14 protein-coding genes and 1 pseudogene are annotated in these 24,046 nt (G+C 71.1%); 5 read left to right on the top strand and 10 right to left on the bottom strand.

Annotated features, from left to right (window positions below; translation table 11 throughout):
- The first annotated feature begins 144 nt into the window (after positions 1-144).
- The gene (locus PUR53_RS36545) at positions 145-1,659 is read left to right on the top strand and encodes an MFS transporter (protein WP_329911190.1); all 1,515 of its coding nucleotides are present in this window, start codon (positions 145-147) and stop codon (positions 1,657-1,659) included.
- A 15-nt stretch (positions 1,660-1,674) separates the two neighbouring features.
- Here PUR53_RS36545 and PUR53_RS36540 read toward each other — a convergent pair whose 3' ends face one another.
- Entirely contained in the window at positions 1,675-4,170 is a 2,496-nt protein-coding gene (locus PUR53_RS36540; RefSeq protein ID WP_329911189.1) for a SpoIIE family protein phosphatase, read from the bottom strand.
- Positions 4,171-4,371: 201 nt separating this feature from the next.
- Between PUR53_RS36540 and PUR53_RS36535 the strand changes: the two genes are divergently transcribed.
- Complete coding sequence (locus tag PUR53_RS36535) at positions 4,372-6,138, top strand: serine/threonine-protein kinase (protein WP_443080406.1); 1,767 nt, start codon at positions 4,372-4,374, stop codon at positions 6,136-6,138.
- On the opposite strand, the gene PUR53_RS36530 is transcribed toward PUR53_RS36535, so the two are convergent.
- Positions 6,125-7,618: a hypothetical protein gene (locus PUR53_RS36530; RefSeq protein ID WP_329911187.1), complete on the bottom strand. Its 1,494-nt coding sequence runs from the start codon at positions 7,616-7,618 to the stop codon at positions 6,125-6,127. The two genes, PUR53_RS36535 and PUR53_RS36530, sit on opposite strands and share 14 nt — an antisense overlap.
- Positions 7,619-7,769: 151 nt before the next feature.
- On the opposite strand from PUR53_RS36530, the gene PUR53_RS36525 reads away from it, so the two are divergent.
- Both PUR53_RS36525 and PUR53_RS36520 read left to right on the top strand, forming a co-directional pair.
- Positions 7,770-9,671: an acyltransferase gene (locus PUR53_RS36525; RefSeq protein WP_329911186.1), complete on the top strand. Its 1,902-nt coding sequence runs from the start codon at positions 7,770-7,772 to the stop codon at positions 9,669-9,671.
- A 342-nt stretch (positions 9,672-10,013) separates the two neighbouring features.
- Positions 10,014-10,979 carry an alpha/beta hydrolase gene (locus PUR53_RS36520; RefSeq protein ID WP_329896190.1) on the top strand — a complete coding sequence of 322 codons (966 nt, stop codon included), beginning with the start codon at positions 10,014-10,016 and terminating at the stop codon, positions 10,977-10,979.
- 64 nt (positions 10,980-11,043) lie between these two features.
- Here the strand turns inward: PUR53_RS36520 and fxsT are convergent, their stop codons facing one another.
- The 8 genes from fxsT to PUR53_RS36480 form a co-directional block, all read right to left on the bottom strand.
- On the bottom strand, positions 11,044-15,030 hold the full coding sequence (fxsT, locus tag PUR53_RS36515; RefSeq protein ID WP_329911185.1) for an FxSxx-COOH system tetratricopeptide repeat protein: 3,987 nt from the start codon (positions 15,028-15,030) through the stop codon (positions 11,044-11,046).
- Positions 15,027-16,364 (bottom strand): FxsC protein, encoded by a 1,338-nt coding sequence (gene fsxC / locus PUR53_RS36510; RefSeq protein ID WP_329896192.1) that lies wholly within the window; start codon positions 16,362-16,364, stop codon positions 15,027-15,029. The genes fxsT and fsxC overlap by 4 nt, the downstream gene beginning before the upstream one ends.
- A gap of 4 nt (positions 16,365-16,368) precedes the next feature.
- Positions 16,369-17,025 carry a TIR-like protein FxsC gene (locus PUR53_RS36505; RefSeq protein WP_329911184.1) on the bottom strand — a complete coding sequence of 219 codons (657 nt, stop codon included), beginning with the start codon at positions 17,023-17,025 and terminating at the stop codon, positions 16,369-16,371.
- Positions 17,026-17,195: 170 nt separating this feature from the next.
- On the bottom strand, positions 17,196-19,793 hold the full coding sequence (locus tag PUR53_RS36500; RefSeq protein ID WP_329911183.1) for an FxsB family cyclophane-forming radical SAM/SPASM peptide maturase: 2,598 nt from the start codon (positions 19,791-19,793) through the stop codon (positions 17,196-17,198).
- A gap of 33 nt (positions 19,794-19,826) precedes the next feature.
- Positions 19,827-19,982: an FxSxx-COOH cyclophane-containing RiPP peptide gene (gene fxsA, locus PUR53_RS36495; RefSeq protein ID WP_005482117.1), complete on the bottom strand. Its 156-nt coding sequence runs from the start codon at positions 19,980-19,982 to the stop codon at positions 19,827-19,829.
- 194 nt (positions 19,983-20,176) lie between these two features.
- Entirely contained in the window at positions 20,177-21,076 is a 900-nt protein-coding gene (locus tag PUR53_RS36490; protein ID WP_329911181.1) for an ATP-binding cassette domain-containing protein, read from the bottom strand.
- A gap of 4 nt (positions 21,077-21,080) precedes the next feature.
- Complete coding sequence (locus PUR53_RS36485) at positions 21,081-22,154, bottom strand: ABC transporter permease (protein WP_329896196.1); 1,074 nt, start codon at positions 22,152-22,154, stop codon at positions 21,081-21,083.
- A gap of 7 nt (positions 22,155-22,161) precedes the next feature.
- Positions 22,162-23,178 carry a sugar ABC transporter substrate-binding protein gene (locus PUR53_RS36480; protein WP_329911180.1) on the bottom strand — a complete coding sequence of 339 codons (1,017 nt, stop codon included), beginning with the start codon at positions 23,176-23,178 and terminating at the stop codon, positions 22,162-22,164.
- A 332-nt stretch (positions 23,179-23,510) separates the two neighbouring features.
- On the opposite strand from PUR53_RS36480, the pseudogene PUR53_RS36475 reads away from it, so the two are divergent.
- Positions 23,511-23,654 (top strand): annotated as a pseudogene (locus PUR53_RS36475) (5-dehydro-2-deoxygluconokinase); the annotation flags it as partial.
- Between the last annotated feature and the right edge of the window lie 392 nt (positions 23,655-24,046).

The following is a 24,046-nucleotide window of genomic DNA, read 5'->3' as shown; positions in this document are numbered from 1 at the left end:
AGGGACCCACGGGCCCGCTATTTGACACCTGTCAGATTACCGTTAATCTGACAGGTGTCAGGGTGGGTCGTCGGCCCGCTCGCCCGCTGTGGCTTCCCGAAATGCCGTGGCTTCCCGAAACCTCGCCTCCTCAGGAGTTCCGTCATGCCTCGAACCGTCTCCGGCACAGAGACCGGCACGTCCGGACCCCCGCCGCCCCCGGCGACCGTCGACCCGCCCCACCGCCACCGCTGGTGGATCCTCGCCGTCATCGGCCTGGCGCAGCTGATGGTGGTGCTGGACGCCACGATCGTGAACATCGCGCTGCCCTCGGCCCAGCAGGACCTGGGGTTCTCGGACGGCGACCGGCAGTGGATCGTCACCGCCTACGCCCTCGCCTTCGGCAGCCTGCTGCTGCTCGGGGGCCGCGCGGCGGACCTGTTCGGCCGCAAGCCGACCTTCCTGGTGGGACTGGTGGGCTTCGCCGGCGCCTCCGCCGTCGGCGGCGCGGCCGGCAGCTTCGAGATGCTCGTCGCCGCCCGGGCGGGCCAGGGCCTCTTCGGGGCGCTGCTCGCCCCGGCCGCCCTGTCGCTGCTGACCACGACGTTCACCGACCCCAAGGAGCGCGGCAGGGCCTTCGGTGTCTACGGCGCGATCGCGGGCGCCGGCGGTGCCGTCGGCCTGCTGCTCGGGGGCGTGCTGACCGAGCACCTCGACTGGCGCTGGACCCTGTACGTCAACCTCGTCTTCGCCGCGGCGGCCTTCGTCGGCGGGCTGATCCTGCTCGGCCGCGGCAGCCGCGACAGGACCGCCAGGATCGACGTACCCGGTGCGGTCCTGGTCTCCGCCGGACTGTTCTGCCTGGTCTACGGCTTCTCCAACGCCGAGAGCCACGACTGGGACGCACCGGCCACCTGGGGCTTCCTGCTCGCCGGGACGGTCCTGCTCGCCGCGTTCACGGTGTGGCAGACCCGCTCGCCGCATCCGCTGCTGCCCCTGCGCGTCCTGCTCGACCGGAACCGCGGCGCGTCGTTCGTCTCCGTGCTGATCATCGGCGCGGGCATGTTCGGTGTCTTCCTCTTCCTCACCTACTACCTGCAGCAGAACCTCGGCTACACGCCCGTCGAGACCGGTCTCGCCTTCCTGCCCATGATCGCCGGGCTGATGCTGACCTCGACGCTCGCCTCCACGGTGCTCATACCGCGCCTCGGCCCCAAGCCGGTGGTCCCGCTGGGCATGGGCATGGCCGCCGCCGCGATGGCCTGGCTGACCGCCCTCGACCTGGACAGCTCGTACACCACCGACATCCTGCCGCCGCTGGTCCTCGCCGGACTCGGCTTCGGCCTGATCATGGCTCCCGCGATGAGTCTGGCCACGGACGGGGTCGCCGCCGAGGACGCAGGCGTCGCCTCCGCCGCCGTCAACACCATGCAGCAGGTCGGCGGCTCCCTCGGCACCGCCCTGCTCAACACCCTCTCCACCAGCGCCGCCGCGGACTATCTGGCCGACCGGAACCCGAAGGACCCCGCCGTCGTCGCCCAGGCCGGTCTGGAGGCCTACTCGACCGCGTACTGGTGGTCGGCCCTCTTCTTCGTGGCCGGTGTCGTCGTCAGCTTCCTGCTCTACCGGCGCGGCGCCCCCGTCCACGACCCCGACGCCGCCCCCGTGGTCCACATGTGACCCGGCCGCCCCCCCCTAGAGGGCGGCCGCCTCCGGGAGGGCGAGGTCGGCGGAGTCGTGCAGTTCGGCCCAGACCGTCTTGCCCTGGCGGGCGCGGCGGGTGCCCCAGTGCTCGGCGAGCTGGGCGACCAGGAGGAGACCCCGGCCGCCCTCGTCGTAGCCCCGTGCGCGGCGCAGGTGCGGGGTGGTGCCGCCGGAGTCGGAGACCTCGCAGATCAGGGTGCGGTCGTGGATGAGCCTCAGCCGGACGGGGGGCCGGCCGTAGCGGATGGCGTTGGTGACGAGTTCGCTGACCACCAGCTCGGCGGTGAACTCCAGCTCCGCGAGGCCCCAGGCGGCCAGCTGCCGGGTGACGTACGCCCTGGCCCGCGCGACGGCGGCGGGTTCGGCCGCCAGCTCCCAGGTGGCGACCTGGGTCGCGCCGAGAGCGTGGGTCCGGGCCAGGAGCAGAGCTACGTCGTCGGGTGGCGTGGCCGGGAGCAGCGCTTCGAGTACGGCGTCGCAGGCGGCCTCCAGAGAGGCGGCCGGCCGGGCCAGGGCGGCGCGGAGCCGGGCCAGGCCCGCGCCGATGTCGTGGTCCCGCGCCTCGATCAGACCGTCGGTGTAGAGCGCGAGCAGACTGCCCTCCGGCAGCTCGAACTCCGCCGCCTCGAACGGCAGCCCGCCCAGACCGAGCGGCGGGCCCGGCGGCAGCTCCAGGATGTCGACGGTGCCGTCCCGGCCGACGACGGCGGGCAGCACATGCCCCGCGCGAGCCAGGGTGCAGCGGCGCGACACGGGGTCGTACACGGCGTAGAGGCAGGTGGCCCCGATGTCCCCGCCCCCGGCATCGGCCGCGTCGGCCACGGCGGTCGCGTTGGCTACGGCGGTCGCGGCCCCCTCGTCGCCCGCGTCGTCTTCGCCGTCTCTGTCGTCAGCGTCGTCCGCGTCGTCCTCCTCCACCTCGGCGGCGAGGCGGAGCACGACGTCGTCCAGATGGGTGAGGAGTTCGTCGGGCGGCAGATCGATGTCGGCCAGGGTGCGTACGGCGGTCCTGAGGCGCCCCATGGTGGCGGCGGCGTGGATGCCGTGCCCCACGACGTCGCCCACGACGAGGGCGACCCTGGCTCCCGAGAGGGGGATGACGTCGTACCAGTCGCCGCCCACGCCGCCCTGGGCGTCGGCGGGGAGGTAGCGGAAGGCGACGTCGACGGCGGACTGGCGCGGGGTGCGGCGCGGGAGCAGACTCCGCTGCAGGGTGAGGGCGGTGGCGCGGGCGTGTGTGTAGCGGCGGGCGTTGTCGACGGCGATCGCCGCCCTCGCCGCGATCTCCTGGGCGAGCAGCAGATCCTCGTCGTCGAACGCGTCGGGATCGCGGTCCCGGCAGAACTGCGCGACACCGAGCGTGGCCCCCCGCGCCCGCAACGGCACCACCAGCGTGGAGTGCACCGGCCGCCGACCGCCGCGGCCGCCGTCCACGGCACGCCCGGCCACATCGCCCCCGGCCCGCCCGCCGCTGCCTCCGGCCCGGCGACCGCCCGATCCGTCGTCGCCTGCGGTTCCCACCGGCCCGTCAGCGTCCGCCGCGCCACAGCCGCCCTCGCCGCCGGCAGGCGGTACGGCGTCCGTAGCGCCCTCCCCCGGTCCCCGGCCCTCGGTCTCGCCCCAGCCCCCGTCCCCGGCGCACCCGCCGTCCGCGGGCTCGGCGGCCGCGTACGGCCCCCGACGGCCGCCGTCGAGGCGGTGCCTGCTGGGCTGGCCCGTGGCAAGGGCGCGGGCCGGCGGGGAGCCGGGCGGGAAGGTGTGGGGCAGCCGGGGCGTGGGCGCGGCGTCCGGTCCGGGGCGGGCGGCCGACCGCTGGGCGACCCGGTGGAGCACAGGCGACCTGGGCGGGTCGTCCGGCGGGGTCTCGTGGGCGCCGAGCGCGGAGTCCAGCAGGTCGACGGTGACGAGGTCGGCGAAGTGCTCGGTGGCGAAGTCGGCGAGTTCCTGCGTGGTGCGCGCGATGTCCAGCGTGGTGCCGATGCGGACGCTCGACTCGTTCACCATGGACAGCCGCCAGCGCAGCCGCCGGTCCCGCTCCTCCTCGTAGGCCACGACGCCCTGCTCGGAGGTGCGGTCCACGTACCCCGTCGCCGTCGCGATGAGGCTGCGCGCGGCCTCGCTGATCAGGGCCGCGTCGTCGGTGCACCGGGGCATCTCCGCCAGCAGGTGGTCGAGGATGATGCCCTGGCCGAGCCGGAAGGCCCGCAGCACCGCGCTCACGGGGACCCCGTGCCGGGCGACACGGCGTACGCGCTCCAGTTCGGCGGACGGCACCTCGATGCCGCCCGGTTCGACGCCGTACTGCAGGGCGGACAGCACCGCGACGACGTGCTCGGCGACGTTGTCCGAGGCCATGGCGTCGGGGTGCGCCCACAGTTCGGGCATCTCGCGGCGCAGGCATCGCTCCACCTCGGCGGTCAGCTCGTCCGCTCGGGGGACGAGCTCACGCGCGACACGGGCCACGAGACCGTCAGCCGTGGAGTCCACAGTCACGACGGTACGCCGAACACCCGCTGACGCCCCACCGCGAGCCCGCCCGCCCCGCCCGCCCCGCCCGCCCCGTCCGGTCCGCTCGGTCCGCTCGGTCCGCCGTCCCACCGTCCCGGAGTGGTCCTCCTCCCTGCTCCTTACCCGGGGCCGGTTATGGTGACGAGGCACATCGAACGTACGCAGGGCTGGCGGAGGCACGTGGTGTCGGACGTAGGGCGGCTCGTCGCCGGGCGCTACCGGCTCACGGAGCAGATAGGCCGCGGCGGCATGGGCACGGTCTGGCGGGCCGGGGACGAGGTCCTCGACCGCCAGGTCGCGGTGAAGCGCCTGCATGTGCAGCCGCACCTGTCGCCCGACGACCTCGTCACCCTGTACGAGCGCACGCGCCGCGAGGCCCGCAGCGCGGCCCGGATCGCGCACCCGAACGTGATCGTCGTGCATGACGTGGTGGACGACCACCTGGACGCCGGCGCGGGCGGCCCCATGGACGGCGGCCGGGGCGGCGCCCCGAGTGGTTCCGGCGACGGCCGGCCCTGCATCGTCATGGAGTACGTCCCGGCGCCCACCCTCGCCGACCTCCTCACCGACGGCCGGACCGTCCCGCCCGAGGAGGCGGCCCGCATCGGTCTGGGCATGGTCGCCGCGCTGCGCGCCGCGCACGCCGCCGGTGTCCTGCACCGCGACGTCAAGCCCGGCAACGTCCTGCTCGGCGCCGAGGGCAGGATCGTTCTCACCGACTTCGGCATCGCGATGACGGCGGACGCCTCCACCCTCACCAAGACCGGCGAGATGGTCGGCTCCATCCACTACATGGCCCCGGAGCGGATCCGCGGCCAGAAGCCCGGTCCGGCCTCGGACCTGTGGGCCCTCGGGGCCACGCTCTACCAGGCGGTCGAGGGCCGGCCGCCGTTCCGCCGCCTCACCGCGATGGAGGCCGCGTACGCCATCGCCGTGGACCCCCTGGAGCCCCTGAAGCGGGGCGGTGCCCTGGAGCCCCTCATCGAGGCCCTCCTGGCCAAGGACCCCACCGACCGGCCCACCACCGAGCAGACGGAACGGGCGCTCCGCGCCGTCATCTCCGGCCAGGCGACCATCGCCCTGCCGACGCCGATGCCGATGCCGGTCCCGACAGCGGCGGCGGCACCGGGCCCGATGCCTTCGCAGCGGGCCGGAGGCACGGCCGGGGGAAGCACGCGCTCGTACGACAGCGATGCGACCGGCCGTGGCGCGGTCGGCGTCGACACCGCCGGTGGCGGGGTCGGCGGTCGGCACACGGGCCAGGGGGTGCCCCCGGCCGACCACGGCAACCCTTCGGACGGCGGACGGCCGGAGCACGGCGGCCGCGGGAAGCGACGGCTCCTCGTCCCGGTCGCCGTCGCGGTGACCGTGGCCGCGACGGTCGTCGGCGCCGCGCTCTACCTGGTGTCGAACCCCGCCGGAGAACCCACCTCCCCCAAGGGCGGCACCTCCGCCGCCCCCACCCCCTCCCCTTCCTCCCCGCCCGTACCCGCCGGTTATCACCTGGTCAGGGACAAGACCCTGGGGATCTCCTTCCCCGTCCCGGACGGCTGGCGGGCCGGCAAGCGGACGTCCGAGTCGGTCACCTACACCGACGAGACGAAACTGGTCGAACTCACCATCGGCGTCGTGGACCCCGCCGGCTCGCACCCCGAGGCCCACTTCGCGGACATCGAGGCGAACACCAAGATCAACTACCCGGACTCGTACCGGCGTCTGCGGATGCAGCGGACCACCTTCCGCGGGGAGCCGGCGGCCGTCTGGGAGTTCACCTTCCGGGGCCGGGCCCGGACCTTCCGCGCCATCGACCTCGGATACGGCCGCGAGGGCGAACGGGAGTACGACATCTACCTCTCGGCCCCCGACCTCGACTGGGACGTCTACCGCCCCGTCTTCGACAAGGTCAAGGACGGCTTCACCACCGACGCCTCCCTCAAGGCCCCGTGAGCGCGCGTACCCCGGTCGGCGCCACACGCAGCCGGAACCCCGCGACCCGGTGCTCCGGCCACGCCCGCGCGTACTCGGGCGGCCCGCCGCCCGGTGCGACGAGTGCCGCCACCGGCATGCGGTCGGCGGTGCGCAGGATGCCGTCCCGGGTGATGTTGGCGTTGTTGCCGCTGGTGTGGGCGGAGGAGCAGCCCGCGTAGTAGGCGATGGGGATGGCGTAGTCGCCGGTCAGCAGGCAGGGCGGCCGCACTCCGAGGCGCCGCAGCTCCGCGGCGACACGGTCCCAGTCGCGGTGGAACGCGGTGGTGCGCGTGACGGTGCGCTCCAGCACCGCGTACTGCACCGCCAGATGCCCGACGAGCCCGAGCGCCACCACGGCCCCCACGACCGGTCGCCAGGCCCCGCCCGGCCCCCTGACGAGGTCCAGCAGCGCGTCGGCGACCGGGATCGCCAGCAGGGCGTACGCGGGTAGCAGGAAGCGCGGAGCGGCGTACCCGATCAGGAACAGGTAGGGGACGGCGGCCGTGGCGGCGCAGACCAGCGGCACCACCGTGGGCGTCGGCCGCCCGGCCCGGACCGCGACGGCCAGGCCGAGAGCGGCCAGCACCGGCAGGACGAACCACCAGGCGATGACCGCCGGGTGCGGCAGGTCGCCGGTGCACGGCCGGCACAACGTACGCCCCACCAGGCCGCGCAACTGATCGTCGACGGCGATGTTCCAGCCCAGCCCGCCCTGGATCCGCGACCCGTCGGCGAGCCGCCGGGCCGGGCCGCCGAACTGCGCGTACGCCTCCACGATCCACGCGACGGCCCCGGTGCCGAGGCCGGCCGCCATCAGCCCCAGGAGCCGCGGCCGCCGCCACCGTCGTACGGCCAGCAGCAGCGCGAACAGCGGGAGGGTCACCCAGACGGTGTCGGTGGGCCGCATCCACGCCATCAGCGCCGTGGCCGCGCCCGCGCCCCACAGCGCCGTCCGGTCCCCCGGATCGTTCCGCGCCCGCAGGAAGCACCCCACACACCCGAGCGCGCCGACCGCGACCCAGTAGTTGGGCATGGCCTGCGGACCGTAGAAGAGGGTCACCCACAGGGTCGCGAAGAGCGCGCCGGCGGCCGCGAGCACCCGCGCCGGGAAGAGTCCTCGCCAGGCGTACAGGGCGAGGTGGAGCGCCACGCCCGACAGCACCGCCAGATACACCCGCAGCACCACGGTGGAGGACGTCCAGACGACCACCGGGGCCACCAGCAACGGCACCCCCCGGGTGCGCGGGGCGCTGAAGAACGCCGCCGGCGCGTGCGGGCTGACCTGGCTGACGTACACGGTCTCGTCCCAGCCGAGGCCCATCCCCGGTGGTACGAGCAGGAGTTGGGCCAGGGTGAAGGCTCCGGCGACCACGGCGACGGGGCCGGGTCCCGCGGCCGATCCGGCCGCCGGGACGGCGACGGGCGCGACGACCGGAGCGGCGTTCGAACTCATGCGCATGGACCCATCCCGGGGCGACACCGACAAGCCTCTGACACGACAAATGCATTTAAAGGGACAAAGGGGTCGTTCGCTCATCGGGTGGCCATGCGGTGCGCAAGGGGTGCTCACCCTCTTCCGCACGGGACGCCGGTCTGCCTAGCGTGCGCCCATGGATCACCGACAGTCGCCGCCCACGCCGCCCTTCGACGACGCCGAACGCCCCGAACAGCCCGACCGTCCGGGCCGGTCGGTCCGTTTCGACCACTGCCCCTGGCTGTTCGAGAAGGAGGCGACGGAGGAGGAGCGGGCCGCGCAGCGGGAGCGGCAGCGGTCGCTCGACGGCGACGGCGAGGTGGGCGAGCGCTGCTACGTGGCCGAGTCGGCGGCGGTCCTCCCCGACCTCCTCCGTCTGGGCGACGACTCGTACATCGCCGCCCACGCCTATGTCACCGGCACCCTGACCACCGGCACGGACTGCACCCTGAACCCGTTCACCGTGGCCCGCGGCACCGTCTCCCTGGGCACCGGTGTACGCGTCGGCGCCCACACCTCCCTCCTCGCCTTCAACCACTCCACGGACCCCGACCGGCCGATCCACCGGCAGCCCCAGACCAGCCGGGGCATCACCGTCGGCGACGACGTCTGGATCGGCTCGCACGTGGTGGTCGTGGACGGCGTGACGATCGGCGACCACTGCGTGATCGGCGCGGGCGCCGTGGTGACGAAGGACGTACCGGCATGGACGGTGGCCGCGGGCAACCCGGCCCGCCACATCCGCGACCGCCGCCAGCCGCCCGGCGGGAGACGGGAGCCGGGGAGTCTGGGGCCGGAGCAAACGAGCCCGGGGCGGGAGGCGATGAGCCCGGCGCCGGAGGCGGCGAGCCTGGCCCGGGAGCCGGGAAGCCTGGGACCGGAGGCGGCGAGCCTCGGGCCAGAGGCGTCCGGCCTGCAGTGGGGGACCCCCGGCGTGGGACGGAAGACGGCGGGCCCCGAGCCCCTGGCGCGGTTCGCCGACACCGCTCGGGCCCAGGCCGCCGGCCTGCTCGCCCGCTGCTGGGACGGCGAGCGGTACACGGACCGGCCCGGCGTCGCCCCCACCGTTCGGGCCCACTGCGACGCCGTGGAGATCGCCGACCTGCTGCTGTCGGCCGCCCCCACACAACTCGACAGGGCGGAACACATCGAGCACCTGGCGTCCCTCCAGGACCGGGACACCGGCCTCGTACCCGAACTCGGCGAGCGACTGCCCGCCATGGACGCCGACGGCTTCACCGGCGAGGGCCCTGCGCTCTACCACGTCCTGTCGGTGGGCTACGCCCTGGACCTCCTGGGCGGCTCCTTCCGCCAACCCATAAGCGCAGTAAGGGATATGACGGCTCGTCAACTTTTCGCCCGGTTGGAGCAGTTGCCGTGGCGGGACGGCGCCTGGGGAGCGGGCGCGTGGATCGACTCCTGGGCCACGGCCGCCCACTGGAACCGCCGGCACCCGGACGGCGCGGACCTCGTCCCGGGCACCCTCGAGGCCCTCTTCGGCTGGCTCCTCACCCGCGCCGACCCCTGGACCGGCATGTGGGGAACCCCCTCCACCAGCACCGGCCGCCTCCAGGTGGTGAACGGCTACTACCGGCTCACCCGTGGTTCCTTCGCACAGTTCGGGGTACCCGTCCCGCATCCGGAACGGGTCGTGGACGCGGTACTGGACCACGCCCGTGACACCCGCTACTTCGGCGCGGGCCGGGAGAACGCCTGCAACGTCCTCGACGTCGCCCATCCGTTGTGGCTGTGCGCACGGCAGTTGAGCGGCGGGGGCGGAAGCGACGGCGGCTACCGGGCGGCCGAGATCCGCGGGTGGGCCGAACAGCGACTCACCGCCGCCCTCGCCCGCTGGCAGGACGGGAAGGGGTTCGGGTTCGGACCGGGTACGGCGGGCCCGGGCCCGGAACCGGGGCTGCAGGGGACCGAGATGTGGTTGGCCATCGTCTGGCTGCTGGCCGATCTGCTGGGCCACTCCGACGCCCTGGGCTACCGGCCCCGTGGTGTGCACCGCCCCGAGCCCGCGGTGGGGGCGTGAGACACACCACTCGCCGGAACGTCAGCGTCCGTACTGCTCCTTACGGGTGGTCGCGCCTTCACCCAGGTGCCGGGCATCACGCAGGGGCGGAAAGGCACTCGGGAGCACGGTGAGGCGGCATATCCCATGACTCGTACGGCCACCACGAATTCCGCCCTCGTCCGGCGACCCGTGCCCCGGTGCACTACCTTGGGCCGTGAACAGCCGAGCGGCCCACGTTTACCCAATTCTTGCCATATGAAGCCAGAACGGCTGAGCAGCTACTAGGAGCGGGGCTTTCCATGCGTAATGCTGGGAGGTCCCGCGCTTCACTCCACAGCCGCTGGCACGGGAGGGCATCGGGTGGTTAAGACAGTGAAGACGCCGTCCGGCGGACGGACGATCGCCTACGAGACCTGGGGCGATCCGGACGCACACCCGGTGTTTCTGCTGCACGGAACTCCCGGAAGCCGACTCGGGCCCCGACTGCGCACCTTCGACCTGCACAAACTCGGAGTGCGCCTCATCGCCTACGACCGGCCTGGGTACGGCGGTTCCGACCGTCACGAGCGGCGCCGAGTGGTCGACGCCGCCGAGGACGTCGCCGCCATCGCCGAGGACCTGGATCTCAAGAAGTACTCCGTGGTGGGCAGATCGGGCGGCGCACCGCACGCGTTGGCCTGCGCGGCACGGAACATGGGCAGCCAGGTGGCGAGTGTCGCGGCGTTGGTCTCCCTCGCTCCGCCGAAGCCCGACAGCGACGACGACAGCCCCGGCGACAGTGCCGTGGACGGACTCGACTGGCCCGACTGGCGAAAGGAGATGTCCGAGTCCAATGTGTCGACCTACGAGCTGCTGCGCCGCCACGCACCCGATGTGACCGAGCTGGGTGCGCTGCTGGCCCGCAATGCCGAGACCATCCGGCGCGACCCCACCGTGTTCCTCGCGTCCCTGCGCGACGAGATGCCGAGCGTGGACCGGGTGATCGTCGAGGACGCCGGGATCCGCCAGCACCTCCTGCGGAACTACCTGTCGGCGGTGGGCGAGGGGGAGGCGGTCGACCCCCGCGCGCCGATGGGCTGGGTGGACGACCTGGTCGCGTTCCGCCGGCCCTGGGGCTTCGACCTCAAGGACATCGACGGTTCCGTGCCCGTGATGCTGTGGCACGGCGAGCGGGACATCTTCGCCCCGGTCGCCCACTTCCACTGGCTGGCCAAGAGGATCCCCACGGCCAAGGCCATGCTGCAGCCCTCCGCGGCTCACTTCGCGGCGCTGCCCGCCCTGCCCCAGGTGCTGGCCTGGGCCCGGAACACGGCCGGGCCCTCCTAGACCGGACGCGGCTCCCGATCAGATCGGGTCCGGACCCGGACCCGGATCCGGACCCGGACCCGGTTCAGATCGGATGCGGCTCCAGGTCGAGGCAGCTGAGTTTCCAGTCCTTCAGGGCCAGCACACGGGGATGGTCCCTGCCGATGCGCTTGCTCAGCGCGGCCAGCGCGTCGTGGTGTTTGGTGCGGGCATCGTCGGCCTTGCCCAGATGACTGAGGGCGACGGCGAGGTTCCCGGCACAGGTCAGTGTCGACGGGTGCAGCGGGTCGAGATTCTCCTTGAGCAGTTCGAACGACGCGGCGCTGATTCTGCGGGCGTTCTCCCAGCTGCCGAGCGCCGCCTCCGCGACCGCCAGGTTGGCGTGGCAGATGAGTGCGAACGGGTGCCGGTCGCCGTTGAGTTCGGTGAATTTGGCCTGGGCCCTGCGCAGCAACTCCTGTGCCTCGCCCGCGGCTTCCGGGTGGATGGACCCGATGTCGTGCAGGAGCAGAACCGCGTGGTTGACCGAGCAGGCCACCGTGTGGGAGTGCCCTTCCCCCAGCTTGTCCCTCAGGTTCTCCTGGACCCTGCGGATCAGATCGAGTCCTTCGTCGACCCGGCCCTGGGCGGCCATGTCTCCGGCCAGGCTCATCTCCAGCAGCAGATCCTCCGACGTCGACTTCTCGCCGTCCGGTGTGCTTCTGAGCACATGCCGTACCAGCTCCTCGGCCTCCGCCGCCCGGCCGGCCCTGCGCAGTGAACCGGCCAGTCCCTTGGCCGTGTTCAGCACGGTCGGTGAGCCCTGGGTGAGGCGGGGATTGCGCAGACAGCGCTCGTAGGCGCGCCGCAGCAGCGCGACGGATTCGTCGTAGTCCCCACAGTCACGCAGGTCACGGCCCAGGTTCACCGCCGACTCGATGGTCAGGGGGTGGTCGTGGAGCTGGATCGCCTCACGGAGTTCCAGTGTTCTGCGGTCGAGATCGCGGGCACGGTAGTAGTTGCCGGAGAGTCTCAGGGCGACGGCGAGGTTGTTGGCCGCGCTGAGCGTGCGCGCGTTGTCCTCGCCGTAGTTCTGGTCGTATCTGCGGTAGGTCTCCTCGTCGTACCGCAGGGCCTCGGTCAGTCGGCCCAGACCGCGCAGGTCGGCGGCGATGCTACTGGTGGTCATCAGGATGTGCTGGTCGTCAACGTCGTCCAGCACCTCCTTCTGCCGCTTCAGGACCTCCTGGTCGAGGGCGAGGGACTCCTCGTACTTGCCCTGTGCGCGCAGGACGTTGGCGATCTGGAAGCGCATGTGCAGCGTCCAGCGTTCGTCGGGCGACTCCTCCGCGGACCAGGCGGCCACGCGCCGCAGGCTGTAGTCCATGGCCTGGCTCAGCTCGCCCCGGCGGCGCAGCTGCCGGACCCGGTCCACATAGAGTTCCTTGATGCCCTCGTCGGGGGCCCTCTCCGCCCAGGGGGTACCGAGGTGCGGCCAGATGATGCGGTACTTCTCCCAGGTGTTGGGGTTCTCCGGGTCGTCCCCGCTGGGCCGGGCGGCGATCAGCGAGCGGTAGACGGCCTGTTGAGCCGCTTCGCGCTCCGCGGCGGTCATCTCCTCCCGCATCGCGCTCTGCATCATCCGGTGCACCGTCACGCTCCGGGCCTTGCGGTCCAGCGTGACCAGGGAGAACTTGCTGAGTTCCTTGTAGGCGCGGGAGACCGTGCGCACCCCGCCCAGCGCGCGGGAGACCTCATAGCCCTCCAGGAGATCCATGGAGATCTCCTCGGGGCTGTAGTACGAACAGATCTGCAGCAGCTTCACGGCCGGCGGGAAGCTCTCCCGCAGCTGCTTGAGGCCGAACTCCCATGTGTTCGTACCGGACTTGACGACCGCTCCCACCGAGTTGTCATCGGGGGCTCCGGTGGCCTGCGGCTGAAGCTTCTTGATGTAGTCGCGTACGTCGGCCCGGGTCTGCTCGATGAAGGCCGCGGCCCGTTCGATCGCGATCGGCAGGTCGCCCAGGGCCTCCGCGATCTGGTCGGCCTCCGTCCAGCCACAGTCGGGCAGCCGGCTGTGCAGGTGGGCGATGCTCTCGTTCCGCTCGAACACCGGGATGTCCACGGTGTCCACGTAACGTCCCCAGCCCTCGGCGCGCTGGCTGGTGACCAGGACGTGGCCGCTCCGGCCGTCCATCATCCACTCGGGCAGGTGGTCCGCCTCGGGGACGTTGTCCAGGATCAGCAGCCAACTGTCGTACCGGTCACCGTGGTTGAGCGCCTCGTACACCATCTTGGCCGTGTCGGTGGGGTTGGTGCGCGCGGGCAGCCCCAGTTCCTCGGCCATGCCCGCGTACTGCTCGACGGCCAGGATCTTCTGCTCGGCCTGGATGTGCCAGACCACGTCGTAGTCGCTCTTGTAGCGGTGGGCGAACTCCTGGGCCAGCAGGGTCTTTCCCACCCCGCCCATGCCCTTCAGCACCAGGGCCCGGGTGTCGTCCTTCCACAGCTTCTCCCGGATGCCCTCCAGGAGTTCCGTACGGCCGGTGAAGGACGACGTGCGCAGGGGGACGCCGAAGACCGTGGGCTCGGTCTTCGGGAAGCGGGGCAGTTTCGGCTCGTCGCCGGTGAAGTGGTTGCGCGACAGGGAGTCGGCACTTCGGCCGAACCAGGTCAGCAGGGCGTCACGGCCCGCCTCACCGTTGTCGCAGCCCGTCATGTCGGCGAGCTGTTCCGTGAAGGGCGCCTCCAACGACATCGGGTCGACCTGCATCGAGACCAGCTGGTGCGCGCGCCGGTCGCTCTCCGCGTAGACCGCCTCCCAGGTGGTGCGGAACCGGGACGACCTGAGGTAGGCCTCGGAGAAGATGACCAGGGTGTGCGAGGCCGACTCGACGCCCCGTTCGATCTCGTCCCGCACCTGCGAGCTCTCCGTGGTGCCTTCCTGTGCCAGGTGCACCTTGAAGCCCGCCTGCTCCAGCACCGCGCCCGCCCAGTTGGCCCAACTGCGGTCCTGCGGGACGAAGCTGATGTACACGTCGGAGATCCGCGGCGGGCGGTGGCGGGTGTACCGGTCGAGGGTCTTGTGACGCAGCGACTCGTCGATGCGGGGCATCGAGTCGACCTGGCCGTCCGTGATGACCTCGGTGAGTCTCTCGTAGGCCGCGAGCAGGCTCTTGGGGTCCCCCGGCTTCTCCCTGAACGGGGCGAGCGTCTCCTCGTAGGAGTAGATGGGCCGGTAGGGGATCTCCACACTGCCCCAGTAGCTCTCCGGGTCCCGGTCGGGGATGTGTTTGCGCACGATGCGGTCGAAGCGGTACTGGATCTGTCCCCGGGCGGCGTCGAGTCGGTCGGCCTCGGCGTTCTCCACCCGCATGGGGACGGGCAGGATCCGGATGTCCCGGTTGCCGTACAGCATCCCGTCGATGCGCTCGGCGACCCCGGCGGCGCCCTCGATGCTCTGGCTGCTCGGGGTGAAGCAGGTGACCACGGTGTGCGGCAGGTTGACCGTGCAGATGTCGGAGATGTCGTTGAGCCCGGTGCGGCTGTCGATGAGGACGTAGTCGAAGTTCTCGACGAACTCGCGCTTGAGCCCTTCCAGGAACCTGGTGGCGAGGGGCCCGTCCATGAAGTCCTTCCAGTCGAACTGGGAGAACGCCGAGAGATAGCCCTTGTTCTTGGTGCCCGCCGGCATGTAGTAGAGCTGACCGCCGGAGGGGAAGTTCCAGTCGACCTGGATGAGACAGCTGTTGAGGGTGATCCCGTCGGCCGCCTCCAGGTCGGACCCGCCCGCGTAGTCGGAACCCAGTTCGAACTGGGGGAGGGTGTCGCCCCTGCTCTGCATCGAGCGCGCGAACTGCGTGGATCGGCTGACCAGTTCGAGCACGCCCGGGGTGGTCCGCAGCTGACTCTCGCTCAGGAAGGGGTGCAGGAAACGGTCCAGACCGGGGGCGTCGAGATCCCAGTCGACCACCAGGACGCGGTTGCCCGCGGAGGCGAGGATCCAGGCCGTGTTGGCGAGCGCCATCGTCCGTCCCGTACCACCCTTGTACGAGTAGAACGTGATGATCCTGCGCGCGTCCTCGCCGGTCATGGCCTGCCCTCCACGCGACTGCCGTCGCTCGATGCCCCGTTGCCCCGGCCGGTGTCGGGCCGTCGGGGCAGGTCCGCACCGGAATCCTGGACGCCCCGGACACCCGTGCCGCTCCGGGGCAATTGCGAGTGAATGTACCGCAAGTAGCGGATCTTGGTTGCCTCAGCCAGTTCGCTGAACCACCGGGTGAAGACATCCGCCCCGGCCAGCCCGCGTACCGCTTCCTGCTCGCCCACCCGGCCCTCACTGATGAACCGGGGAAAGTTCGTTGCCAGCAGTCCGCGCAGCCGGTCGGTCTGCTCCTTCGTCTGCAGATCGTCCCCCGCCAGAGTACTCAGCACCGCCGTCCACGGCCGCCTGGCCCGGTCGAACTCCTTTGCCTGGCGCGCCATTTGGGAGTTCTCCAGCGCCCAGGGGTCCACCACCAGGATCCATGGGGCGGTCGGGAGTTCCGTGTCCCTGAGCTCCGTCTGGAACTTGTCGAAGGGCTTCACGGTGGGCTCGAAGCCCAGGTTCCGGGCCAGCGCCTCCATCAGCTCGACCAGCGGACCCACCGCCGTGCCGTACGGGCGCCAGTCGTCCACCTGCGGTCCGTAGCGCGCGCCGTCGCGGCCGACCGGTAATCCCTCCTCGGTCGGGGCGAGCACGGTGATGTGCAGCGGGGAGGCGTAGGGCGGGTCGGCGAAGGCGTCGTCCAGCCCCGCCAGCGTCTCCGGCTGCGGCGCCCGCCCCTCGCCGACCAGCGTCCGCGGCCGCGTGGGCCCCGTGGCCGCCAGGTCGACGATGCGCTGGGCCAGCCAGTCGGTCACCTGGGCGACCTGGGCGGAGACCCGGGCCGCCGCGCCCTCGTCCTCCGGGTCCGGCCGTTCGGACAGGTCGAGCACCTGGTCGAGCAGCCGGTGCAGTCCCATGGACGCGTAGTTCTCGGCGGCCTCGCCGATACCGTCCGGCACCTCCGGGTACTGCTCCTTGACCTTCTTCGGGAGCGACGCTGGCGAGTACGGCGTCCAGAGCACCGGGACGATGCTCGGCCGGTCCCCGGGAACACCTTGAGTGACGGCGGTCCACTGCCGGCCGCACTGGGGATTGCTGAAGTACCGCTTGGAGTACAGCGGAACGAAGACCTGGCAGTCGAGCAGCGCGTGGACCGACTTCTCCCCCGGTGTCCCCGGCCGTTCGACGAAGCCGGCCTCCTCCTGCGTCACCCTCGCGCGCCGCGCCACTTTGGCGCACAGTTCGTCGAAGAACCGGAAGACCAGACGATTGGGATCCTGCGAGGCGTCCCGGTGTCGGGGAACAGGAACCCGCGCATAGCTCATGAAGAACATCGGCATCCTGCTACTCCCCCTCGAAGACGTTCCGGAGGTCTTTGAACAGCTCCACGTCGCACGGTTCAAGGCTGGTCTGCTGAGCCACTTTGACGATCATCTGGGCGAGCGCCCACACCGAGCTGCGGTACTTGGCATGGCGCCCCGCCTGCTTCAGTCCGTAGAGGCCCGACTGAAGGTAATCCTTACCCAGGGCGGGGTGAGCGTACTGCACCTTCGCCGCGACGGGCGGCAGTGTCAGATGCTGCTGCCCCACCCAGAGGACGGGGATGATCGCGTTGCCCGTGTACGGCCGGGTTCGAAGCTGTTCCTCCTGACGTCGCGCGAAGGCGTCCCATTCCTTTCCGCACCATTCCCTCTTGAAGTACCGGCTGGTGTAGATGGGCACGAACACCCGGCAGGTGGCCAGGGCGTGTTTGAGTCTGCCCTGCCAGTCCTCACCGAGATCAATGCTCTGGTCGAGGAATCCGGGCGATTCCTCGCCGTCGTGATCCGTCAACTGCATGATGTCGCTGCATAAATGGGCGTGGAACTGCTCCAGCGCCACATCCGACGGGTCTTTCCTGGTCCTTGTGCCCGTCATCGGCAACCGTGCGTAACTCATGAAGAAAACGTACGGATCGGAGGAATCCGACGCCGGTGCCGCCTGAGAAGCCGGATGAATCATGGACTCGCCTTTCCACTCCCCCGTCGCCCACCTCGGGTCTCCCCGCCCCGAGCATCACCGCTGAATCTCCTCCAGGATCCATTGGAACGCGAAAACCACTGTGGGTGCCAGGGGTCGGCCGGACCAAGTTGTACCGGACACCGGTGCCAGGAAGGGGAGTTGGCTCGACATCAGACCGCGATCGGACCGGTTTCGGCCACTCCCCCCAAGGCCTCGGCCTCGCCCCGGAGCCCGCGTACGAAGCGGTGTCCCAGGGCGGTCAGGGAGCCGGTTCCGGCCACCGTGTCGAGGGCGTCCAGTACGGCCGTACGCCACTTGTCCGCCTCCGCGCGGGAGCGTTCGTACAGGGCGGGGCCGACGCCGGCCGCACCGCGGCGGACCCTGAGCCGCCAGATGTCGGCGACGGCGAGGTGGGCGTACGCGCCCTGCACGATGGCGTCGAGTGGCCTCGCGTCGGGGCGCCACAGCACTCGGTAGCGCCGGTCGTCGAGCCCGTCGAGCAGGTCGAACATGTCGAGCATCGCACCCAGTTTGACGTGCTGGTACTCGTGGACGACCAGCATGGCCAGGTCCTCGGCCGAGCGGGGCAGCGCGATCCCGACCGCCCCGAAGGCGTGCCGGGAGGTGGCGCTGACGTCGTCGCCGGACGCCGCGGGCGCGAGCGGGGTCACCGTGGTCAGGCCGGCGGCGATCCCCTGCGCGTACTCGGCGTACTCGGTCCTGATCAGCTGCCAGGCCTCGCCGAACATCGTCTCCCACCGTCGGAATTCGGCCTCGGACAGACGGGGCAGTGGCTGGTAGCCGTAGCAGTCGCGGGAGGGGTCCAGGTCGTCCAGGGCCACTCGCAGTCCGTCGGCGGACAGGTGGCGCAGTGGCTGCCAGCGCATGCCGTCGGGGGGCAACTCCTGTCCCAGGGTCCGCCCTTCGACGGTGAGCGCGGTGTCGGCGGCCGTCACCGTGACCATCCCGGCGCGCCGGTCGTGGCCGTCGGTGCCCAGTGACAGCCGGCCCAGGCCGGGGAGGTGGATCGCCCACCCCTCGGGCTCGTGCCGCAGCGGGACGGCCAGGGTCAACCGGCCTCCGGCGCGTGCCACGGCCGACAGCGCGGCCTCGGCCGGACGGCCCTCGGCCCGCCGTCGCACCGGCTGCCCGCACTCGAGGGCCCAGACGCGGAGATACGGATCGGCCAGCAGGACGTCCAGCGCGGCGGCCGGCAAGGCCAGGATCGCCTCCCAGCCGGGTCCCGAGTCCACCGGCCCGGCCCCCCTCGCCGACCCCGTCCCCTCAGCCGCGCCCGCGCCGGTCCCCAGGCCCGCACCCGCACCCGCACCCGCACCCGCACCCGCACCCGCCGGAATCGACCTCGACGTCGGCCCGGCCGTCAGTCCCGGCCCGGCGCCCGAGCCGGATCCGAAGCCCGATCCCTGGCCCGGCCCGGAGCCCGAGCCGGAAGCCCGTCCCCGGTCGGAACCCATGCCCGGGCCGGGCTCCGGTCCCTCGCTGTCCGCGCGGCGGGCCGCCGCCAGCAGTGCCCGGCGCTGGCTGTTCTGTGCGGCGGCCAGGGAGCGGACGGCCGCCGCGCTGCCGTACCCTGCGGCCAGTTCGTCGAAGTGGGTCCAGGACAGACCGTGCCAGCCGTGGCGGACGTCGGCGTCGTTGCGTTCCGTGGTCTGGACGTACTCGATGATCTTCAGCAGGTCGGCGCAGTAGACGGACGGGTTGTCGAACCCGTTGGAGGCGCGGTGGCGGTGCCCGTAGAGGCCGCCGCCGCACACCGACACGACGGGGCACGCGCGGCACTGTGCGCTCAGCGCGTCCAGTCCGGCGCGGCGGGCCTGGATGCCCCGGTGTTCGGCGGCCTCCTCCAGACGGTGGGTGGCGAGGTGCATCCCGGTCGCCGGGGCTCCCGGATAGGCCGTCTTCAACCAGTCGGCCTGTTCGAGGGCGCCATCGGTCTCGACCACGAGCAGGTCCGAACTGCCCAGCCCCAGCGCCTCGGTGAGGCTGCCACGGCCTCGGGTCAGCCGACTGATGGACTCGAACATCCGGATGCGCATCGGCATGCCGTCGGCGGTCCACTGCTTGTGCACGGCGATCAGCCAGTCCGCGTAGTCGGTCTCGCCGCCTGGGCGGGGCGGCGGGAACTCCCATGTGGCGTGCGGCAGCAGGAAGTCGACGGCAGGCGGACGGAGTTCGGCCAGCGCCCGGTACACCTCCACGGGGTCGTTCTCGACGTCGATCGTGCAGAGCAGCCCGCCGAAGGCGGCGCGGTGGGGCGGCGCGCCGAGGAGACGCACCGCGCGGACCACGTCGCGGTAGGAACCGGAGCCGTCGCGCCTGATCCGGTGGCGGTCGTTGGACGCCTCGTCGCCGTCGAGCGAGATGCTGGTGACGATGGACTCGTCGACGAGCATCGCGCAGAACTCGTCGTCCAGGCGGAGGCCGTTGGTCTGCATGCGCAGGTCGAGTTCGGCCACGCCGTGCAGCGCCGAGCGGAGTGTGCGGGCGAAGCCGCGCAGGCGTTCCCGCCCGGCAAGCAGGGGCTCACCGCCGTGCAGGACGACGTGCACCCGGGTGAGTCGGTGCGCGGCCGCGTGTTCGGCGATCCGCCCGGCCGCACGACGGAACGTTTCCTCGGACATCGTCACCGGACGCCCGCGCCAGCTCTGGTCGGCGTGCTGGTAGACGTAGCAGTGGTCACAGGCCAGATCGCACCGGCTGTGCACCTTGATCACAAACTGGCGGAAGGGCCGCGCCGCCACCGTCACCGGTACGATCCCTCGTCGTTCCGGCCAGGCCGGTCAGAGCGACGACTGGAAGGCGGCCACCGGCTCTCCGCCACCTGCGAGCATCCTTGCCATGGCTGACTCCTGCGCGGACTCGGGCACCTCGTCCAGTGAGGTGTCGTGCAGGTCCCTGACCACGCTCGTGGCGAAGGGCTGCTCGTACCTGTCCATAGGCGTCGTCTCCTCGGGCGTACGGCTCCGGGCGGCACACCTCATAGTGACGGCCCGGTAACCGAACAGCAAGGCGATCGCAAGCCAAGTACGCTGACCGGCGAGAAGTCGTCAGCCGACCGGCGAGGGGGCTCCGCGCGGAGCCCCCTCGCCGAGTCGTCGGCCGCGTGACCGCTCATGAGGAGCGGCCGGGGTCAGGCAGCCCCGTCCTTCGAGGAGACCACCGGTGCGGTGAGGTCGCCCTCCTCGGGGAGTTCCTCGACGTCGACGCCGCGGACCTGGGCCAACTCGTGCTTGAGTGCCGCGAGTTCGGTGCCGCCGGCCATGTGGTTGGTGAGTTCCTCGAGGCTGACCTGATCGCGGGGGGCGGACAGTTCGAGGGTGCCCAGGCGCAGGACGCTGAAGTGGTCGCCGACCATGTAGGCGTGGTGCGGGTTGTGGGTGATGAAGATGACGCCCAGTCCGCGGTCGCGGGCGGCGGCGATGTACTTCAGCACCACACCGGACTGTTTCACACCGAGCGCGGCGGTGGGCTCGTCCAGGATCAGCACCCGGGCGCCGAAGTAGACGGCGCGGGCGATGGCCACACACTGGCGCTGGCCGCCGGAGAGGGTGCCGATGGGCTGGTCGAGGTCGTCCAGGACGATGCCCATGTTGCGCAGTTCGGTGTCCGCGGTCTCCTTCATCCGGGCGATGTCCAGGCGGCGGACGGGCCAGGGGCCCTTGGTGAACTCCGAGCCGAGGAAGAAGTTGCGCCAGACCGGCATCAGCGGCACGGTCGCCAGGTCCTGGTAGACGGTGGCGATGCCGGCGTCCAGGGCCTCGCGCGGGGTGGTGAACCGCACCGGCTTGCCGTCGACGAGGACCTCGCCCTCGGTGTGCTGGTGCAGGCCGGAGATGATTTTGATCAGGGTGGACTTGCCGGCGCCGTTGTCGCCCAGCACGCAGGTGACACGGCCGGGGTGGACGGCGAGGTCGACCCCGTGCAGGGCGCGGACGTTGCCGTAGGCCTTGCCGGTGTCGCGCAGTTCGACCACGGGGGCCTCGCCCGCGCCCGAAGTGGCGGGAGTGGTGGTGTCGTTGCTGGTGGTCATGGGTTCACCTCCGGGTGGCCTGGGCGCGGACCCACAAGTTGACGAGGGCGGCGATCAGGAGCATCACGCCGAGGAAGGCCTTGAACCAGTCGGGGTTCCAGTTGGCGTAGACGATGCCCTGGTTGACCATGCCGAAGATGAACGCGCCGATGACCGGGCCGATCGCCGAGCCGTAGCCGCCGGTCAGCAGACAGCCGCCGATCACCGCGGCGATGATGTAGAGGAACTCGTTGCCCACGCCCTCGTTGGACTGCACCGTGTTGAACGAGAACAGCAGGTGCATGCCCACGAACCAGGCACCGGCGCCCACGCCCATGAAGAGGGCGACCTTGGTGAAGTTCACGGGCACGCCGACGGCCCGCGCACTGTCCTTGTTGCCGCCGACGGCGAAGATCCAGTTGCCGAACTTGGTGCGCAGCAGCAGCCAGGTAGCGATCGCCGCGAAGACCAGCCAGTAGAAGATCGTGATCTTGAAGTCGACGCCGCCGATGGAGACCTCGGAGGCGAAGATGCTCTTGGCCTGGTCGAAGCCGTCCATGTCGGCGATCGAGTCGGACGCCACGTTCCCGGTGAAGATCTTGGTGACCGCGAGGTTGGAGCCCTGCAGGATCAGGAACGAGCCGAGGGTGACCAGGAAGCTGGGCAGGCCGGTTCTGATCAGCAGCCAGCCGTTGAACGCGCCCACCGCCAGGGAGACCACCAGGGCGACCAGGACACCGGTCCAGACGTTCACCGTGAGCTGGAAGCTGAGGATGGCGGCGGTCAGGGCGGAGGTGGTGACCGCGACACCGGCGGACAGGTCGAACTCCCCGCCGATCATCAGCAGCGCCACCGGCAGGGCCATGATGCCCATCACGGAGGCCTGGTAGAGCACGGTCGCCAGTGAGGAGGCCTCCCGGAAGGAGGGGGCGACGGCGAAGAAGAAGACGTACACGCCGACCGCGGCGATCAGCGCGCCGACCTCGGGGCGGGCCAACAGGCGTCGGCCCAGGGAGCGTTGTGCGGTACGGCCGTCCTTCTGGGCGGCCGGCGGAGCCGGCGGCGAGGAGCTCGCCGCCGGTGCCGTTGCTTGGGTCATGGTCAGATCACCGGGTGCCCTTCGCGGCGAACTTGGCGATCGTGTCGACGTTGTCCTTGTCCACGAAGGCCGGACCGGTCAGCACCGGCTCCTCGCCACCGCCGCTGTAGTTGCCGTTGTTCTTGTAGAGCCACAGCGAGTCCACGGCCAGGTAGCCCTGCAGATACGGCTGCTGGTCGACGGCGAACTCGATGTCGCCCGCCTTGATCGCGTCCGTCAGCTCCTTGTTCAGGTCGAACGTCGCCACCTTCGCCTCACTGCCCGCGTCGTCCACTGACTGCACGGAGGTCAGGGCGATCGGGGCGCCGAGCGTGACGACCTCGTCGATCGAGGAGTCCTGCTTGAGCTTCGCCGTGATGGTCGACTTCACCGACGGCATGTCCGTGCCGTTGACGTAGAGGTTCTCGGTCTTGCCCTTGAACGTCTTCTTCACACCGGCGCAGCGGGCCTCCAGCGAGACGTTGCCCTGCTCGTGGATGACGCAGACCGCGTGCTTGGCGCCGGTCTCGTTGAGCTTCTTGCCGAAGGCCTCGCCGGAGACGGTCTCGTCCTGACCGAAGAAGGACAGGAGGCCCTGCTCCTGCCACACGTCCATACCGGAGTTGAGGCCCACGACGGGGATGCCGGCCTTCTCCGCCTTGGCGATGACGTCCTTCATGGCGTCCGGCTTGGCGAGGGTGACGGCGATGCCGTCGACCTTCTGGTCGATCGCGTTCTGGACGAGGTTGGCCTGGTTGGCCGCGTTCGGGTCGTTCGAGTAGACCAGCTTGACGTTGTCCTTGTCGGCGGCCGTCTGCGCGCCCTTGCGGACGATGTCCCAGAAGGTGTCGCCCTGCCCGGCGTGCGTCACCATCGCGACCGTCATCTGCGGGGTGTCGGCCTTGCCCGCGGAGGCGTTCGACCCGCCCTCCTCGGCCTCCTTCCCGCCGGAGTCGCTGGAGCAGCCGGCTATCAGCAGCGCGGAAGCCGCGGCCATGGCGAAGAAGGGGGCCACTCTGCGCGAGCGGGAGTACGTGCGGTCCATCTTTCCTGCACCTCACTGTGCGACAGGGGGAAAGGGAACGGGACAGCGTCGGGCGGATTGCCCGCGCGGGCCCGGACGTTCGAAGTCCGGATCATTGTGCCGGTAGGCCGACTGCGCTGTTTCGTTGGGACGGGATACAAACCCCTGACCGACCCCGCTGTCAAGACTTTGTTAAGACATCATTTCACGAGCAGGTCAGGATGTCAGTACAAACACTTGACACCGGGTCGGTTCGGGTCCTAAACCTGGGATACATCCGGTCCCGGGCGTTCGCATCCCCGCGCGCGGCGGGTCTCCGGTGGCCCGCATCCCCCACCCGAGGAGCGACGCGCATGCCCGAGCCCGCCGAATCCTTCGATCTGATCACGATGGGTCGTAGCGGAATCGATCTCTATCCGTTGCAGACCGGCGTCCCGCTCGCGCGTGTCGAGTCCTTCGGGACGTTCCTCGGCGGATCGGCCGCCAATGTCGCGGTGGGGTGCGTTGTCGGGTGCGGCCCCGGTGGGGCATCTCGCGCAGTTCCCCGCGCCCCTGAAAAGCAGGGGCTGCGTCCCGCGCTTTTCAGGCCCGCAGGGGCCTGATGCTTTTAGGGGCGCGGGGAACTGCGCGACCAGCCCCCCCACTCACCCGCACCCGACAACGCACCCCCCCCCCCCCCCCCCCCCCACCCCCCCAAACCCGCGGTGCCCCACTTACCCACACCCCCCCCCCCCCGCGCCCCCGCCCCCCCGCCCACGACACCAGGCACCACCGGGACGTCGACCGCCCGGCCGCCCACGCCCAAGCCGAGGTCGACTGGTTTAATGACGCGCGCAACTCGGCTCTCACCGACGACAAGGGCATCCTCGCCTGGGAACAGCCGGGCGAC

Source organism: Streptomyces sp. SP18BB07 (genome assembly GCF_036322545.1).
Classification (GTDB): domain Bacteria; phylum Actinomycetota; class Actinomycetes; order Streptomycetales; family Streptomycetaceae; genus Streptomyces; species Streptomyces deccanensis.
This window is presented reverse-complemented; position numbering and strand designations above follow the sequence as displayed.

Excerpts from the sequence above, each read along its gene's own strand:
- PUR53_RS36545 (WP_329911190.1), top strand. The coding sequence starts at position 145 with ATGCCTCGAACCGTCTCCGGCACAGAGACCGGCACGTCCGGACCCCCG.
- PUR53_RS36530 (WP_329911187.1), bottom strand. The coding sequence starts at position 7,618 with ATGCGCATGAGTTCGAACGCCGCTCCGGTCGTCGCGCCCGTCGCCGTC.
- PUR53_RS36525 (WP_329911186.1), top strand. The coding sequence starts at position 7,770 with ATGGATCACCGACAGTCGCCGCCCACGCCGCCCTTCGACGACGCCGAA.
- fxsT (WP_329911185.1), bottom strand. The coding sequence starts at position 15,030 with ATGACCGGCGAGGACGCGCGCAGGATCATCACGTTCTACTCGTACAAG.
- fsxC (WP_329896192.1), bottom strand. The coding sequence starts at position 16,364 with ATGCCGATGTTCTTCATGAGCTATGCGCGGGTTCCTGTTCCCCGACAC.
- PUR53_RS36505 (WP_329911184.1), bottom strand. The coding sequence starts at position 17,025 with ATGATTCATCCGGCTTCTCAGGCGGCACCGGCGTCGGATTCCTCCGAT.
- fxsA (WP_005482117.1), bottom strand. The coding sequence starts at position 19,982 with ATGGACAGGTACGAGCAGCCCTTCGCCACGAGCGTGGTCAGGGACCTG.
- PUR53_RS36490 (WP_329911181.1), bottom strand. The coding sequence starts at position 21,076 with ATGACCACCAGCAACGACACCACCACTCCCGCCACTTCGGGCGCGGGC.
- PUR53_RS36485 (WP_329896196.1), bottom strand. The coding sequence starts at position 22,154 with ATGACCCAAGCAACGGCACCGGCGGCGAGCTCCTCGCCGCCGGCTCCG.
- PUR53_RS36480 (WP_329911180.1), bottom strand. The coding sequence starts at position 23,178 with ATGGACCGCACGTACTCCCGCTCGCGCAGAGTGGCCCCCTTCTTCGCC.